The sequence below is a fragment of the bacterium genome, assembly GCA_017744355.1.
Classification (GTDB): domain Bacteria; phylum Cyanobacteriota; class Sericytochromatia; order S15B-MN24; family UBA4093; genus JAGIBK01.
On the sequence record JAGIBK010000001.1, the window covers coordinates 574447 to 590120 of the forward strand.

Genomic DNA, 15674 nt, shown 5'->3' on the forward strand with positions numbered 1-15674 from the left:
TTCTTGCCATCCTCGCCGCATCGGCAGCCGGATGGCAAGGCGCGTCACCTTGTTGGGAGGAAGCGGCCGGCGACGTTCTCGCAATAACGGGCGTAGACGGGATCGGCGATCAAGAAGCGTTCTTCGAGCACCGCACGGCGCCACTGCACACCGGCGAGCGCCAGCCAGACGCCTGCGTTCCAGAGACTCGGCACCGAGAGGCAGACACCTGCAAAGTAGAGCAACTCGGAGACGTAGAGGGGATGGCGCAAGAAGGCGTAGGCCCCGCGGGTGACGATGGGGCGCTGGGCGGGCACGATGCCGAAGCTGCGCCGCAAGGAGGCCAGCGAATAGAGCATCGCGAGGATGCCGAGCCCCTGCACGAGGGTGCCGAGCAGCTGCTCAGGGCCTTCGACGCGCAGGGCGAAGGGCAAACTGGTCCCCATCAGGGCCCAGAGCCAATCTTCCGGGCGGTGCGAGACGGCCTGGCTCCGGGCGCGGGTCAAGAAGAGGCCGGCGATGAGGGTATTGACCCCCACCAGGCCGAAACCGGTGAGCGAGCCTGTCGCCAAAGAGCGACCGAGGGTACCGAGCGCGAAGCCGCCCCAGAGCGAGGCGAGCAGGACGCGCTCGACGATCCCGCGAAGCTCGCCGGCTTGCATCAGGGCGCGCCGGCCCCGATTCCCTGCTGGACGATGGCGTAGCCGACGAAGAGGACCGTCCCGCCGAGAATCAGCAGGAACAGGCCCATCACGCCGCGCAGCAGCAGCTCATCCAGCGCAAGCTTCTGGCCGGGTGCCTTGGGGGCCTTGGGGGGAGCGGCGGGGGCGTCGCTGACCGTCGTCCCGCAGTCGGGGCAGTGCTTGGCGCCGACCGGCAGGAGGTTGCCGCAGTTGGAGCATTGAGCCATGGGAGGGTCCTTTGTGAAGCAGCCCCGGACCCTTGCGGAATCCGGGGCTTGCGATCTTGGGGGTTAGGCCTTGGCGAGCGCGGGCAGCACCGTGAAGCGGAACATGCCTTCGTCGGGCTCGTTGTAGCGGCCGTCGGGGCGCTTGAGGTAGTACTTGGGGTCGTAGGTGAAGGTGCAGGTCTCGGGGTCATAGTCCTTGAGCTTGGCGACGGGGAAGTCGCGGCGGTCGGGACGGGGCCCCTTGAGGCACAGCTCGAAGTCCTCGGGGAAGTTGCTGACGATGCTGCGGATCAGCGCCTTCTCTGCGACCGGGAGGAAGCAGCGGTTGCCGGTGGCGACGCCGCCCAGGCCCTTCTCGATGGCTTCCAGGTCCTCGACCGTGCCGATGCCGAACGAGAGACGCTCCAGGGCGATGGTGATGTCCGCGGTGCCCACCTTGCAGGAGGGGCACTGACCGCAGGACTCGTTGGCCAGGAAGCGCGAGTAGGCGTAGGCCACGTCCACCGCGTTCGCGGTCTCGTCGTAGATGATGTAGCCGCCCGAGCCGAGGCTCGAGTCCGCGGCCTTCATGGGGGCGAAGTCCATGGCCACGTCCAGCTTGTCGGCGGTCAAAACGCCCGCCGAGACGCCCGAGAGCATCATCTTGAACTTCTTGCCGCCCTTCATGCCCTTGGCGTAATCCTCGAGCAGGGTGCGGAACGAGGTGCCGATGGGCAGCTCGTAGATGCCGGGGCGCTCGACGTCACCCATGATGGAGAAGGTGCCGGTGCCGGGGGTCGCCTCGGTGCCGACCGACTGGAACCACTCCTTGCCGCCGGCGAGGATGTTGGCGGTGTGGGCCAGGGTCTCGACGTTGTTGACGCAGGTCGGGTTGGCGCCCTCGGTCTCCACTGAGAACATGCCCTGGCTGGTGAAGAGGCCGAGCATGTAGGGGGGCGAGACGCGGGGGAAGGGGAAGTTGCCCTCGATGGCCTCGAGCAGGCCGCGCTCTTCGCCGAGCAGGTACTCGTCACGGCCGCGGGCGATGGAGATGGGAATATCGCCCAACAGGCCAGCGTTCCACATCTCTTCGAGGGCGTCGCCGAGGCGCTTGAACTCGCGCTCGAAGGTGACCTTCATGCAGATGAAGGCTTCCTTGGCGCCGAGGGCGTAGGCGGCGATCGCGACCCCTTCGAGGATGATGTAGGGGTTGAAGCGGATCAGGTTGCGGTCCTTGAAGGTCCCGGGCTCGCCTTCGGCGGCGTTGCAGACCATGTACTTGACCGGGCACTTGTCGGCACGGATGTTGCCCCACTTGAGGGCGGCCGGGAAGCCCGCACCCCCGCGGCCACGCAGGTTGGCGCTTTTCACCAGGGCGATGGTGCCCTCGGGGCCGAGCTCCTTGGCGTGCGCCAGACCCTTGCCCGCTTCGGGCCAGTCGGCCAGCGAGAGGTAGGGCTTTTCGGGGACGAGATGGTACGGTTTGAGTTGCTTCTGTTCGCTCACGATCAATTCCCTTAAAGGCGGGCGTAGTCCGGCTTCAGTATAGGGATTCCCCACTTAAAAATCAAACGAGCCTGTCCACCAGCCAATTCGCCCGAGCGCGGGCGACTACGTCCCCGGCGTTGTCTCGGATATCGACCGTAAGCTCCAGCTCTTGGCGCTCCGTGACGGACGGGACGCCGAAGTCGCAACTCGCTTCGAGCGTGCCGCGGGCTTTCTTGAGGTATTCCATGGAGAGGCCGACCAGGATGGCGCGGGTATCGTCCGGCAGACCGTAGACCAGGGCTAGGCCGCTCGCCATCTCGCCGAGGTTCATGAGGGCCACCGCATGGATGGAGCGCAAGTGGTTGCGCAAGTTGGGGCGATCGCGCATGACCACCCGGCAGCGGCCGCTCGTAAGTTCGCTCACCAGCGGCTTGATGCTTCCAGAGTAGGGAACCAGCCGTGCGAAGATCTTGCTGAACAGCCATTTGCCCCCGGGGCGTGGGGCCAGACGGTCCCATGCCGTTCGGATCATGGCCCCGGGCGTCGTCGTTTTCGGCATCGAATCGTCCTCTTCTTGACTCAACCTTTACCTTGCCGAGCCCTCTATACCCTACTGCCCAGCTCGCAAGAGGACTATAATGGATCCGGGTCCGACTTCGTGGGTCGGTTTCAGCCCGGGAGAATCCATACCGATGCGGAACAATCGTCCTGAAGTAGAGGTCTGTTACGGCCATATCAAGGGGGAGCTCGCCGAGCAGTTGATGCACTGGCTCCTCGACAAGGGCTGGGTGACGGTCGAATGGCATGAAGGCATGCCCCACGAGGCCGCCCTGACGCCCGAAGGTCGCGAAGGTCTCGCCGCCTGGGGCGTCGAGGTCTCGCGCCTCGATCAGAGCGAGCGCAAGCCCGTTGCCGTCTGCACCGAGCGCCTGCGGGGTGAGTCGCACGACCACCTGGGGGCTCACCTCGGCACTCTGCTGCGGGAATGGCTGGAACGCGAGAACCTCATCGAAACCTACGAAGGGGGCCTGCGTTTGACCGATGCCGGTCGCCTGGGCTTTCCCGCCACGACCCTGGGCGAGGTTTAGCCGGAGGCTGCCATGCGCCTCTTCACCGCCTTCGAGATTTCCACGGCGGCAAACGCCGAGCTGCGACGGGTGCAGGCTTCGCTGCGCCAAGTGCTCACGGGCGGTCGGTTGACCGCGCCCGAAAATTTCCACGTGACCCTTCACTTCTTCGGCGAGGTCACCAGCGAACAGCTCGGGGACCTGGACCGCGTCCTCACGAGCGCCCTGGTGGGCGAGCCGCCCTTCGAGCTTGCGCTCGATAGCCTGGGGGTCTTTCCCAAGCACGGCCCGGCTCGCGTCCTTTGGGCGGGGCTCGCGGGCGACGTCGAGCGCTTGCGCGTGCTCGAAGAGCGGATGCGTGCGGCGCTTCAGCCGCTGGAGCTCTTGCGGCCCGATGGGCGTTATTCGCCCCACATCACCCTCGCGCGCGACCCCAGAGCACACGAAAGCGTGAGGCAGCTCGCGGCAGGCTACCAGGTGAGGCAGGTCGCTTGGCGTGTCGAGCGCTTGCTCTTGTTCCAGTCGGTCTTGAAACCGACGGGGGCCACGTACCAGGTGTTGAACGCTTACTCCCTAAAATAATGTTAAGAAGAGGCTACAGGGGGTTGTATCACCTGCCGTGTTTGTATTATCTTAAGGGAGTTGCAGGCGCTGCGGCGCTCGCGACCAAGATGCCCCCGTGGTCTATCGGTTAGGACACCACCCTTTCAAGGTGGTAGGACGGGTTCGATTCCCGTCGGGGGTACTGAATACGGACGTGATGCTATGCATCACGTCCGTATTGCTTTTACGACCCTTCGGGTGACTTCTCTTCGGCACAGAGCAACACCTTTGGTGCCGAGCTTTCCACGCCGTCAGGCGGCCGAGTCCTGCAATCCCTGAGCCGAACTCCGCTCGATCGAACTGCGTCAGGACGCTCCACCCCGATTCTCCACTCTGCCACTACGACCCTTAACCGCGTTGCTAGGGCCGTCAGCGCTCGCTTGAGAATGACAGTGGTGCTGTGTCGAGAGTTTTGACTACGCGTTTTCAACGATTCACGGATTGACTCGTTTCGTCTAAGGTGTTTCCGGTACGGAAAGGCCGTGAGGCTGATCTTCAAGTCTTGGTGACCGGAATTCTGCCCCTCTAGCAGGAAAGCTCCCTGTTTGACATCAGGCGGATTGGTCGTCAATTGATTTTGTATGCGCCCGAGGAGGGCGTGTCTGCTGCCTTCTGGGCTATAGGGTATACTTGTATATCCCCTGAGGGCTTGTTTTGGACGTTGCCAATTGCCTCAAATGCGCTCAGACAAGGGCGTGGTGGGTTTGGAGAAATAGGACACTGTGGTCGTGTGGTCGTGTAAGGGAAAGTTGCAAGAATTTTGGCGCGGTAGCTGGGAACCAATTGTTTTGGCTCTACTCCTTACTTTGGGGACCGGCGCCTTTAACAAGGCTAACGGCCTGTCCGTCAATAATTTCGAGTTAGTGCTCTGTACGTTTGGCGCCTGGCTGTTGATCTCAGCTCCGACGCTATTTTTGTCCCCAAGGCCGCGTAGGTTCGTGCTTGCGCTGCTGGCAGCACTCGGCGGGGGAGTTCTGATCGCCAATCAGGTCTATTTCCGCTATTACCATGATGTCATTACGACGGCAACCTTGATGCTCGCCGGCCAAGTTTATGGCGTCCGAGAGAGTATCCTTGCGATTTGGCAGAGTATCGACCTCCTATTCTTTTTACCGGTCCTCGTTTTCTTGGGGATGGGCCTAGCGGGGCGTGCCCATCTCAATTGGACGTTCTCAAGAAAGCTGAGAGTTACCCTGGTGATGGCGGGTTCCGGGGCGACCATGTTCCTGTCAGGCTATCTGCCCACTGTTCAAGGGTGGAATAATGACGTGAATTGGAGTGGGAATTATCCATTCGTCCAGAAAATAGGCTTGTTCGCATTCCACATCTTCGACTTCCAGCGGCTTACGGCGCATAAGTCGGGGGACTTCAAGCAAGATCCTGAGTCCATTCAAAAAATTGTGCAGGTGTTTGAGAAACGAACACTGCATCCCAATGCGCTCACGGGAATTGGCGAGGGGATGAATCTTATTACGCTCCAGTTGGAGTCGTTTGAGAGCTTTCCTGTTGGAATGACGATCGATGGGCAGGAAATTACTCCGAACCTTAATCGTATTGCGAAGGAAAGTCTGTACTTTCCCAATGTCTTCTATCAAACCGCGCGGGGAAACACCTCCGATGCGGAATTTATGTTGCTAAATTCCATTTTGCCCCTTCGAGATGCCTCCATCAATTGGCTCTTTCCCGAGAATGACTTTTCATCTTTGCCGCTTCGCCTGGAGCGGAAGGGCTATACCTCTTTAGCATTTCATGCCTACAACAAGATCTACTGGAACCGGGTCTTCATGTATCCTAGCCTCGGGTTCAAGCATTTTTACAATCAGGACGACTTTGTTGGCGATGATTTAGTTAACTTGGGGTTATCCGACACTTCTTTTTACGAACAGTCGATGAATATCCTGAAGAAAACTCAGGAGCCCTTTTTTGCTCACATGGTGTCGCTGACCTCGCACCTTCCATTTTATATTCCGAACGAATACCGCGAGCTTTCTCTGAAAGACACGATTTCTACCGAGCTTCAAGATTACTTGCATTCAGTCCACTATGCTGACAAGGCGGTAGGGGTATTACTACGTGCGCTTAAGGATCAGGGGCTTGATAAGCGGACTGCCGTCGTCATCTACGGTGACCACGAAGGCATCTCTCTGAAGCACTACAAGGAAGTTCTGGCGCTTAAGGGCCAGGCGAGGGAAGCCGCTGATGAATGGGGTAGGTCTGCTTTGCAGACAATTCCCCTGATCATCCACGTACCGGGCATGCCCGTGCGCGGTACGTTCGAAAGAGTCGCGGGTCAGATCGACATCATGCCGACCCTCGTCAACATCATGGGGGTGCACGATCAAGGGCTCATGTTGGGGCAGGACCTGATGCAAACTCCTCGTGGCCCCAGCCCGCTAACCGGTCGATACCCTCTGGGCTCGTTCGTGGACGAGAACATGATCTTCCTTGCTTCGCCGGATGGCGTGCTTGAATCGGGAACCCTCTTCAATCGCAAGACAGGGGAAAAATTAGATACGCGCCGTGCCGAAGCAAAGCTTCAAGAGGTCTTGCGTATGTACGAGGTCTCCCAACAAGTCATTAAGTACAATTTAATTAATCGCCTTCAAGAGCACGTCTTCGTCAATCGTGAAATCGGCAGTTCTGCAAAGGTCGCCCCAAAGGGAAGCTGATATTACCTGACAGCAACGACCCGGTTACGTGCTTGGCCGTTTACGTTCGGGAGAAATCTTGACCTGCCGATGGACCTGGGACCCTGGGGAGACCCGCCAGAAGTTGCCGCTCAAGGGCTGCTAGAGTAGCGCAAGTTGACCGCGAGTCGCTTATGCTGTTCACCCAAAAGGAGGTCTTATGAGCTTTCACTCCAATCTGGTGCAGGCTGCCAGGAGTAATTCCTACTTCCGCAAGGAGCTCTATACCACCGAGCGATCGCAGGTCGTCGTGATGAGCATCGAGCCCGGCGACGACATCGGCGCCGAAGTCCACGACCTCGATCAGGTCTTGGTCTTCGTTGCGGGCGAGGGCGAGTTTCAAGTCGGGGACCTGAAGGGTCGGGTTCAGCCTGGCGATGTGGTCGTGGTGCCCGCCCATGCCGAACACAATTTCATCAACACGGGCTCGGAGCCCTTGAAGCTCTACACGGTCTATGCTCCGCCGGAGCATGCGCCGGGAACCATTCATCGCACCAAGGCCGAGGCGGCGGCCGCCGAAGCCGAGGAGCATGCCCACGCCCGCAAGTAAGGGCGGGCAGCCATACCAACAAGCCCCTGCCTTGAAACGGGCGGGCGGCATGCGGCGCGCGCTGTCGGTCGCGGAGACTCACGGGGTCGTGCGCCACCTGATCCAGGCGACGCCCGCAGCGACGGCGAGCACCGCGGCAGCGATCCAGCGCCGCCGATGCATGCCCTGGTACATCACCAGATAGGGGACGGTCGAGATAACCTCAGCGACCGCGGTGCGTGCTTTGCGCTCGTCCGGAAAAGTCTTCACGGCCCCCTCCTTTGCGCGAGACCCGACTGCGCTCAGCATAGGCGCGCCGAGGTGCGAGGACAAGCCAAGTTCGAGTGCGCCGTCCACCCCATGTGCATCCCCTATTCCATAAACAGCAAATGCGATTGCTCGTCATAGGTGAAGAGCTCGGCGTATCGGCCCCAGTCGATGGCGGTTTGAAGCTGTCGATGGGCCTCGTTGGGACTGAAGTGGTGATTGAGGACTTCCAGGAAGAACTCCTCGGGCATCTCATGGTTCTTTTTGCTTTCGAGCACCCGCTCGATCATGGCGATCAGTTGGACGCGCTCCAGCGCAAGGCGCCGAAAGATCTGCTTGCGTTGCAAGATGCCCGCTTTCAGGAAGAGGCCGCCTTCGAGCGAGAGGGCGATGTCCCCCTCGTGGATCGTCGCCAAGCCCAGGATCTGGGCGCCGTCGGTGATTGGCAGCAGATCATCCACCGCCAGATGAAGGTCGTGTCCCAGCTTGTAGAGGTCCTCTCGCCCACCGCGGTCTTCCAGGAGTTCGAGCAGGCCTGCGATCGCCCCCGGCTTCGCATGTGGGATCGCTTGAAACTCCTTGGCTCGCGCCCCCTCCGGAACGAGCATGACTTCGCCCAGCCCCAGCTGGGCGAAGTCATGCTGGGGCTGGGTCATGATGGTGTAGATGCGATCGACCAACTTCTGGAAATCGGGAGCCTGGCGATCGCGATCGTGGGGCAGCGCGATCGGGATATCGGCCCGGATGCGACCGGGGTCCTTGCCCAGGATGATCGCGCGGTCCGCCAGATAGACGGCCTCCTCGATGCTGTGGGTGACGATCAGGATGGCCTGGATCGGAATCTTGCGGTGCACCCACAAGGAGATGAGCTCACTGCGGAGGTTCTCGGCGGTCAAGACGTCCAGCGCGCTGAAGGGCTCGTCAAGGCACAGCAGTTCGGGCTCGACGACCAGCGCCCTGGCAAAGCCGACCCGCTGGCGCATCCCGCCCGAGAGCTCCTTGGGGTAGGCCTCCTCGAAGCCGTCGAGCCCGATGGTGTCGATGGCCTTCAAGGCGCGTTTCCGGCGCTCGACGGCGTGGACCCCCTTGGCCTGGAGACCGACCTCCACGTTCTCGAGGACGGTGAGCCAAGGGAACAGTGCGAAGCTCTGGAAGACGATGGCCGCCCCGGGGTTGATACCGCTGAGGCGCTGGCCGTGATAGAGCACCTCGCCGCTGGTGGGCGGCGTCAGGCCGGTGAGGACCCGGAGCAGGGTCGACTTACCGGAGCCGGACGGGCCAAGCAGGGCGACGATCTGCCCGCGATGGATCGAAAGGTCGATATGGTTGAAGATGGGAATCTGGCTGCCATCCGGCTGCATGAAGGCCTTCGAGACGTCTTTCGTCTGAAGGAGCGTATCCCCCGACGCACGGCTTTGCATCATCACTTCAGGCCTTTCGATCAGATGTCCAGGCGGTACTTGCGTTCGGCGAGATCGTAGAGGGGGCGCCAGATGAGATGGTTGAAGCCCACGACGAACAGCGCCATCACCGCGATCCCGAGCGCGATGGCGCTCCAATCGCCCTGGGTCGTCGCCCGGGCGATGTAGGCGCCGAGCCCATGGGCCGTGAGCGTTTGCCCGTTCCAGGAGACGACCTCGGCCACGATGCTGGCGTTCCAGGCGCCCCCCGCTGCGGTGACGGCCCCGGTCACCCAGAACGGGAAGATCCCCGGGATGATGAGGCGCCACCAGCGTAAGGCCCCTCGGAGGTTGAAGACCGCGGCGGCCTCTCGGAGGTCCGATGGGATGGCCATGGCCCCGGCGATCACGTTGAAGAGGATGTACCACTGGGATCCCAGGGCCATGAGCAGGATGCCGCCGTAGTCCAGGCTGATGTGGAAGCGCAAGAAGCAGAGGGTGATCAAGGGGAAGAGCATGACCGCTGGAAAAGAAGCGAGGACTTGGACCACCGGCTGCGCTACCCGAGCCACCTTGGGATTGAAGCCGATCCAGACCCCGACAGGCGTCCAGATGAGCGTCGCCAAGACGACGATGACCAGCACGCGGAGCATGGTCAGGCTACCCAGGGCGATCGCTTGTAGCACCATCCCTGGCGAAAGGGTCGCCACCAGGCCCATCAAGAGGCCCCATCCCTTGACGAGGCCCCATCCAACGAGCGCCAGAATCCCCAGGCCCGAGAGCCGTCGTAGCCAGACCCATGCATCGCCCTTCGTCGTGGGTGCGGCTAGCAGCCGATTCAGACGAACGAGAGCCAAGAAGAACCGCTCGCGGAGCGGTTGCCAAACCCGCTCGCTCCAGACCTCGACCAGCGTCGAGCGCTGCAGCATGGTGAGCACCGGCGACTGGGGCGTGAGGCCGGCTTCAGTCTGCTCGAACTTGAACTTCTGGGACCAGGCGATCAGGGGCCGCCACACGAAGAAGTCCACTGCCAGGATGAGCACGAGCATGGTGATAATCGCGGCCCAAACAGCGCCCAGCTTCCCTTGCTCGATGGCTGTTGCGAGGTAGGACCCGAGCCCAGGCAGCTTGATATTCTTGTGCAGGACCGTGATGGCCTCGCTGGCTGCCAGGAAGAACCAGCCGCCGCCGAAGCTCATCATCCCGTTCCAGACCAGCCCGATCATCGCGAAGGGCACTTCGAGCTGGACGAAGCGCTGCCATCCCCCGAACTGATAGATCGCGGCGGCCTCGTTCAGCTCTTTCGGGACGGTCCGCAGAGAGTAGTAGAAGCTGAAGGTCATGTTCCAGGCCATGGCCGTGAAGATGGCGAAGATCGAGGCCAACTCGAGGCCGAGCAAGGAGCCTGGAAAGAGCGCCATGAACGCCACCACCGTCACCGAGAGGAAGCCCAGCACCGGCACGGATTGGAGAATGTCCAGCAAAGGGAGCAGGACGACGCGGGCCCAGCGGTGATAGGCCGCGACGTAGCCGTAGAGAAGGGTGAAAACGAGCGAGGCGCCGAGCGCCAGGAACATCCGCAAGAGCGATCGCCCCGCGTAGTAGGGTAATGCCGCCAAGCCAAGCTCGATCGGGGGCTGATGGGTCTCGCTGAAGGGCACCGCCATGCCCTCGCCCAATCGAACGGCGGCGAAGAGCAGCAGAAACACTCCGCAGATGACGAGCAGATCCACGAGCTTGAAGCCACCCCGAAAGGGCGGGCGGTCTTTGAGCCAGATCATCGGTGGCCTCCCGGGTCGTGGAGGCAGAACGGCGCGAGCAAGGCGGTAAACGCGTTGAGAAGCGTGAGATTGAGAACGCCTTCGGTCAAAAGATGGTAGGAGACGAACCGCGTCGTGCCGTCACTCAGGGTCAGGGTGAAGACCACCTCGTAGGGATCGTTCTCGTAGAAGCTGGGAGCCGATGCGGCAACGGCATTCAAGGCAAGCTTGGCATACGGCATCGAATCGATCTGCCCCGTCCAGCGATCCAGGGTGTAGAGGCGCCGCGCTTTCAGGTCCTGCCAGACGACGAAGCGTCCCCAGATCGGGTCGATGTTCGCGAAGCTCGCATGGAAGCCTCCCTGGATGACCTCGTCACTCAGCAGGGCCACGACCTGGGGCTGGCGCGGCAAGTACAGATACAAGCCCCCGTCTCCGGTCGTGAAGGCCACCGCGGTGTCCCCGCCATCGACGCTGATCGAGGTGACGCCCCCATGCAGGACCGCCACGGCGTTGATCTTCGAGAGAAAGATAGGTTTGGCCAAATATGCACTGATGTCGTCGGGCGGCGGAATGGTGATGCTGGGGGCTGAAGAGAGGGTGGCGTAGCGCGTGACATCGAAGGAGGGAGAGGCAACGGCGGAAGGGGTGGCAGCTCCGTCGCGTTTCTCGTAGGCGAAGCCTATCCCGCGGGCTGCGAGCCAAGGGTCGCTCTGGCCCAGAAAGTACAGCTGGTAATTGTTGGCAAACGACGCCAAAAAGGCGAAGCCACCGACTTCTTTGCCGTCCACCAGCTTGATCTGCTGCTCGCGCCAGGCGTCGAAGAGATAGATGTTGCGCCCGTCGTCAAAGTAGTACTGGCCCGGGTTGAGCGTGAAGGCATTGCGCACCTCCGGTCCACTGCCGGGGTAGACGAATACCTCCTGGCGCGGGCGATCATAGACGCAGAGGCGTGCTTTCGGCCCCGGCGGGAACGGGAACGGAATCTGGGTCAGGGGGGAAGGTGAAGCGCTCGGGCTGGAGGGCACGTCCCAAGGGATGGGCAAGGCAGGTCCACGCCCCGTACCGAGCAGGGGGGCGCTGGCCGGTTGGGCCGGCACCGCGCCCATTGGCCCGAGGCGGCAGGACATGAGGATGAGCAGGCAAAGCAAGCAGATCCCCGCCAGGATCCAGCGTTTCGATGGCATGGCTCACTCCTTGCACCCGACGCGATCATAAGCGAGCAAGCGTCATCGCGGCAGGCCGTGAAGACCGATTTCTTTGGGTGGATCGCTTGAGAAGAGAGGGGGATGTGCCGCCCAAGGATTCTCCATGACGTGAGAAGACGTCTGAGGCCCTGGTGATGGAAGGTGGGAGTGGAGCGTGACGCTCGGCCGCAGGCTTGGCCTTGCCGAGCGGGTATTGAGGAAGGAGCGACCGTGATGGAACGGCATCTCATTCTCCTGGGGGCCATCTTCGCCTTGGCCCTCTCAGGTTGCGGGAGCGCGCCGATGAGCGTCTCCCAGGCCAACTCGACCCTGCTGCTGCCGCCCAACCAGGGAACGAACTTCGGTAGCGGCACGATCAATCGGAACCCTGGCGACGCGACATGGCGCGGCGGCGCCGTGCGTGGGCGCGTCGGGATCACGGCCCTGAGCAACAACATCACCCAGGGGATCCTGGCGGCGTACCCGTCGTCGCCGGATAACAGCTACTCGGTCGCGAACCTCATCTTCGCCGAGCCCGAGGGCGCCTGGCAGCAGATGCCGTTCAGGGCGACCTTGACTCAGATCGGCATCGCGGGGCCGGCGTATCCCGTCAGCCGGGTGGAGGTCACGGGGATCTACGATCGCCTCAGCCAGCGCGTCATCAACCTCGTTCGCTCGGGCGCCCAGGCCCCCACGCCATCGCTCAATCAGCCGGCCATCGTCACCGTGCCGCGGGTCAGCTGATAAGTCATCGCTTCTCGCCCCGTTCCGACACGCTTTCTTGAGTGCCGGTACGGGGCGATTGGCGTGCTTCTTAGCGATCGGTGATTTACCTGCTTTGCCACTTCCGGTACTATCTTCCTAATTTCGGCTTTCGTGCCGTTTTGTAGGGCATATGGCCACGCTGCCTCGATGATCCGTCATCGGGTGGTTTTTTTCATTCGGTCGGGCGCCCGGCATCGCGAGGAGTTGCAGTGATAATGCGGTCATGGACATTCGGAAAGAAGATCGGCGCGGGGTTCGCCGTGGCAGTGGCATTTCTTCTGATCATCGGCCTCATCGCCCTGCGCGGGGCGGACTCGCTGCTGAAGAACCACCACTGGGTGCTCCACTCCCACAAGGTCACGAGCGATATCAGCCAGGTCCTTTGGTTGCTGAAGGACCTCGAGTCGGGGCAGCGCGGGTTCGTCATCACGGGCGACGATCGCTTCTTGACCGCGGACGAGGGGTCGCGCGCGAATCTTCCCAAGACCCTCGCGAACCTTCGCAAGCTTTTGTCGGACAGCCCCGAGCAGCTTGCTCGCCTGGATCGCCTCCAGCCCCTCGTCGAGCTCAGGGTCGAGCAGCTGGGGAGTCTGGTTCAGCTGCGTCGCACCGCCGGCTTCGAAGCGGCGCAAAGAGAGGTCGCCAGCCTCAAGGGCTTGACCACCATGGAGCAGATCAGGAGCCTGCTCACCGAGATGCAGGCCGAGGAGACGCACCTCCTTGGGCTGCGCGAGGCCTCTTCGCAGCGAAGCATCGACATGGTGGAGGGGACCACCCTCGGGGGGACGCTGCTGGCGTTCATCAGCATGACCGCGCTCGGCATCTTCCTGACCCGCTCGCTGAGCAGCCAGATCGGTCTTGCGGTCGCCAACCTCCAGAGCTCTTCGACCGAGCTCAGGGCTGCTGCCAACCAGCAGGCGTCTGCATCGACCGAGCAAGCGACGTCCATGAACGAGCTGGCCACCACCATGCAAGAGATCCTGGCCTCCTCGCGACACATCACCGAGAACGCCCAGCGGGTGGCGCGCATCGCCGATGACACCTCGCGCGCCGCGCGCTCGGGGGATGATGCGGTCGCCCAGGCGCACGCCTCCATGGAGATCATCCGGCGCCAGGTCGATCTGATCGTCTCTCACATGCTGGCCCTGGGCAAGAAGTCGCAGCAGATCGGCGGCATCCTGGACATCATCAAAGAGCTGGCCGAGCAGACCAACATCCTGGCCATCAACGCCACCATCGAGTCGGCTGCGGCCGGCGAAAGCGGCAAGCGCTTCGCGGCGGTCGCCGACGAGATCCGCAAGCTCGCCGATCGCGTCACGGGCTCGACCCGCGAGATCCGGCCGCTCATCGACGAGATCCGCGCCGCGGCGAACACGACCGTGATGGCCACCGAAGAAGGCTCCAAGACGGTCGATGCGGGTAGCCGCCAGTTCGACGAGCTTGCGACCGCCTTCGCGCAGATCGTCGATCTGGTCGCAGCGACCGCCGAGGCGGCCCGCGAGATCGAGCTCGGGACCAAGCAGCAGACCACCGCCATCGAGCAGGTGAATCTCGCCATCTCGGACGTCGCCCAAGCCGCCAAGGAGACCGAGGTCAGCTCCAGCCAGACGCTGCAGACCTCCATCCAGCTCACGGTGGTGTCGCGAGAGCTCGCTCACATCGTCCAGCGCGCCTCGACGACATAAGGACGAGCTGTTTTCTCGTCAGCCATTCTTCAGCTTCATGGGGCAAAGTTAGAGGGATAACCGAGCACGAGATACCGACCGAAACCTCCAGGAGACCAATGATGTTGATGAAAAAAATGCGGCCATTCGTGATGATGGGAGCGACGATCGGCCTCGCCGCTTGCACGCTCTCTCCCGTGGCGACGACCGGTGGCGACGGCCGGATTCTCATCAAGTCCGAGGGAGCCGTCGAGACCAAGGACGTGCCCATCCAGTTGGCGCCCGATAACGGTGCGTCGGCTTCTTACCGCCAAGCCCAGGCAACGCCGACCTTCGGCTATGGTATCACCTACGTGGCCCGCGTTCCGGCGGTGACGGTCGGTAGCGGCCTCGTCATGGCGAGCGACATCAAGGTGGACGGCAACACCGCCTACATCGCCTACAACACCCAGGGCGAGCGGTTCGCCGGGGCCGTCCAGATCCTCGACATCTCGAACCGCCTCCAGCCGCGCATCACCCGCGAGATCCAGTTCACCGACCTCAAGGTCAACAAGCTCTTCCTCGACGGCAAGACCCTGCTCTTCGGTGGGGGCGCGAACCCGGACCGCTATTCGTTCCGGAGCTACGTCGGCAAGATCGCGCTCGACAACCTCGATGCGGGCCAGATTGCGAACTCGCTTCGAGGCCTGAGGAGCTACGCCACGACGGGCATCGCCAAGCACGGCAATCGCTACTACGTCGGGGTCGGCGCCCGAGACGGGGGCCTCTCGGTCCTGGACACCGACCTCAAGGAGACCGCTTTCCTCGCCTATCCCGACGTGCGCGATCTGGACAAGTACGAGAGCGGGGTGGTCGCCGTCGCCGGGATGACCGACAACGCCAATCCGACGGGCAAGGTGCTGATGGTCGGCGAGAACGACAAGACCAGCGAGATTCCCATCCAGAATTTCCGCTCGGATTACGCCAAGTCGACGGTCCAAGCGAACGTGCACCAGGCCTTCCTCGGCCTCTCCCAGCTGGGCTTCCAGGTCGTCGACTTGAAGTCGAACGCGACCGTGTTCACCCTTCCCAACCCGACGAGCGATCCCAACCACGTGACCAACAGCGTCGCCTGCGATGGCAACCTGGTTTTCGTAGCGAACGGGGAGTACGGCTTCCGGGTGCTGACCCTCGGCGACACCAAGGCGACGGGGGCAGGCTTCGCGACGTTGGTGGGCTACCACTCGCTGATGGGGGAGGCTTACGACGGAAAGCGTTATTCGGCCAACGACCTGCGCTACGCGAACGGCTATCTCTTCGTCGCAAGCGGGGTCGGTGGGGTGAACGTCTACAAGGTGGAGCCGAACAGCAAGTAGCTCCCCCTCATTTCAAGCGCAAGGCCCGCCCGGG

15 protein-coding genes and 1 tRNA gene are annotated in these 15674 nt (G+C 62.3%); 8 read left to right on the forward strand and 8 right to left on the reverse strand.

Annotated features, from left to right (window positions below):
* Window positions 1–44 precede the first annotated feature (44 nt).
* The 4 genes from J7643_02800 to J7643_02815 form a co-directional block, all read right to left on the reverse strand.
* Window positions 45–641, reverse strand: coding sequence for a hypothetical protein (locus tag J7643_02800; GenBank protein ID MBO9539500.1), 597 nt, complete (start codon window positions 639–641; stop codon window positions 45–47).
* On the reverse strand, window positions 641–889 hold the full coding sequence (locus tag J7643_02805; GenBank protein ID MBO9539501.1) for a zinc ribbon domain-containing protein: 249 nt from the start codon (window positions 887–889) through the stop codon (window positions 641–643). Before J7643_02805 ends, J7643_02800 begins: the two co-directional genes overlap by 1 nt.
* 63 nt (window positions 890–952) lie before the next feature.
* Entirely contained in the window at window positions 953–2374 is a 1422-nt protein-coding gene (locus J7643_02810) for an SLBB domain-containing protein (GenBank protein ID MBO9539502.1), read from the reverse strand.
* 61 nt (window positions 2375–2435) lie between these two features.
* Complete coding sequence (locus tag J7643_02815) at window positions 2436–2915, reverse strand: DUF4442 domain-containing protein (GenBank protein MBO9539503.1); 480 nt, start codon at window positions 2913–2915, stop codon at window positions 2436–2438.
* Between the two features lie 133 nt (window positions 2916–3048).
* On the opposite strand from J7643_02815, the gene J7643_02820 reads away from it, so the two are divergent.
* The 5 genes from J7643_02820 to J7643_02840 all read left to right on the forward strand — a co-directional run bounded on the left by J7643_02820 (window position 3049) and on the right by J7643_02840 (window position 7263).
* Complete coding sequence (locus J7643_02820; GenBank protein MBO9539504.1) at window positions 3049–3444, forward strand: hypothetical protein; 396 nt, start codon at window positions 3049–3051, stop codon at window positions 3442–3444.
* 12 nt (window positions 3445–3456) lie between these two features.
* On the forward strand, window positions 3457–4005 hold the full coding sequence (gene thpR, locus J7643_02825; protein MBO9539505.1) for an RNA 2',3'-cyclic phosphodiesterase: 549 nt from the start codon (window positions 3457–3459) through the stop codon (window positions 4003–4005).
* A gap of 91 nt (window positions 4006–4096) precedes the next feature.
* Window positions 4097–4168, forward strand: a tRNA-Glu gene (locus J7643_02830).
* 607 nt (window positions 4169–4775) lie between these two features.
* A complete protein-coding gene (locus J7643_02835) occupies window positions 4776–6695 on the forward strand; it encodes an LTA synthase family protein (protein ID MBO9539506.1) in 1920 nt (639 codons plus the stop codon).
* A gap of 178 nt (window positions 6696–6873) precedes the next feature.
* A complete protein-coding gene (locus J7643_02840) occupies window positions 6874–7263 on the forward strand; it encodes a cupin domain-containing protein (GenBank protein ID MBO9539507.1) in 390 nt (129 codons plus the stop codon).
* A gap of 78 nt (window positions 7264–7341) precedes the next feature.
* Here J7643_02840 and J7643_02845 read toward each other — a convergent pair whose 3' ends face one another.
* The 4 genes from J7643_02845 to J7643_02860 form a co-directional block, all read right to left on the reverse strand.
* Window positions 7342–7512 carry a hypothetical protein gene (locus J7643_02845; GenBank protein ID MBO9539508.1) on the reverse strand — a complete coding sequence of 57 codons (171 nt, stop codon included), beginning with the start codon at window positions 7510–7512 and terminating at the stop codon, window positions 7342–7344.
* A 101-nt stretch (window positions 7513–7613) separates the two neighbouring features.
* Window positions 7614–8930, reverse strand: coding sequence for a nitrate/sulfonate/bicarbonate ABC transporter ATP-binding protein (locus J7643_02850; protein ID MBO9539509.1), 1317 nt, complete (start codon window positions 8928–8930; stop codon window positions 7614–7616).
* 20 nt (window positions 8931–8950) lie between these two features.
* A complete protein-coding gene (locus tag J7643_02855; protein MBO9539510.1) occupies window positions 8951–10690 on the reverse strand; it encodes an ABC transporter permease subunit in 1740 nt (579 codons plus the stop codon).
* Entirely contained in the window at window positions 10687–11856 is a 1170-nt protein-coding gene (locus J7643_02860) for a hypothetical protein (GenBank protein ID MBO9539511.1), read from the reverse strand. Before J7643_02860 ends, J7643_02855 begins: the two co-directional genes overlap by 4 nt.
* 234 nt (window positions 11857–12090) lie before the next feature.
* On the opposite strand from J7643_02860, the gene J7643_02865 reads away from it, so the two are divergent.
* The 3 genes from J7643_02865 (at window position 12091) to J7643_02875 (ending at window position 15640) form a co-directional block, all read left to right on the forward strand.
* Window positions 12091–12600, forward strand: coding sequence for a hypothetical protein (locus tag J7643_02865; GenBank protein ID MBO9539512.1), 510 nt, complete (start codon window positions 12091–12093; stop codon window positions 12598–12600).
* Between the two features lie 233 nt (window positions 12601–12833).
* Entirely contained in the window at window positions 12834–14306 is a 1473-nt protein-coding gene (locus J7643_02870) for a CHASE3 domain-containing protein (GenBank protein ID MBO9539513.1), read from the forward strand.
* A 107-nt stretch (window positions 14307–14413) separates the two neighbouring features.
* The gene (locus J7643_02875; protein ID MBO9539514.1) at window positions 14414–15640 is read left to right on the forward strand and encodes a hypothetical protein; all 1227 of its coding nucleotides are present in this window, start codon (window positions 14414–14416) and stop codon (window positions 15638–15640) included.
* The last annotated feature ends 34 nt before the right edge of the window (window positions 15641–15674 follow it).

Bases quoted from the DNA above. Each gene is read 5' to 3' on its own strand.
- J7643_02815 (MBO9539503.1), bottom strand. From the start codon at position 2,915: ATGCCGAAAACGACGACGCCCGGGGCCATGATCCGAACGGCATGGGAC.
- J7643_02820 (MBO9539504.1), top strand. From the start codon at position 3,049: ATGCGGAACAATCGTCCTGAAGTAGAGGTCTGTTACGGCCATATCAAG.
- J7643_02800 (MBO9539500.1), bottom strand. From the start codon at position 641: ATGCAAGCCGGCGAGCTTCGCGGGATCGTCGAGCGCGTCCTGCTCGCC.
- J7643_02855 (MBO9539510.1), bottom strand. From the start codon at position 10,690: ATGATCTGGCTCAAAGACCGCCCGCCCTTTCGGGGTGGCTTCAAGCTC.
- J7643_02875 (MBO9539514.1), top strand. From the start codon at position 14,414: ATGAAAAAAATGCGGCCATTCGTGATGATGGGAGCGACGATCGGCCTC.
- J7643_02860 (MBO9539511.1), bottom strand. From the start codon at position 11,856: ATGCCATCGAAACGCTGGATCCTGGCGGGGATCTGCTTGCTTTGCCTG.
- J7643_02850 (MBO9539509.1), bottom strand. From the start codon at position 8,930: ATGCAAAGCCGTGCGTCGGGGGATACGCTCCTTCAGACGAAAGACGTC.
- J7643_02840 (MBO9539507.1), top strand. From the start codon at position 6,874: ATGAGCTTTCACTCCAATCTGGTGCAGGCTGCCAGGAGTAATTCCTAC.
- thpR (MBO9539505.1), top strand. From the start codon at position 3,457: ATGCGCCTCTTCACCGCCTTCGAGATTTCCACGGCGGCAAACGCCGAG.
- J7643_02805 (MBO9539501.1), bottom strand. From the start codon at position 889: ATGGCTCAATGCTCCAACTGCGGCAACCTCCTGCCGGTCGGCGCCAAG.
- J7643_02865 (MBO9539512.1), top strand. From the start codon at position 12,091: ATGGAACGGCATCTCATTCTCCTGGGGGCCATCTTCGCCTTGGCCCTC.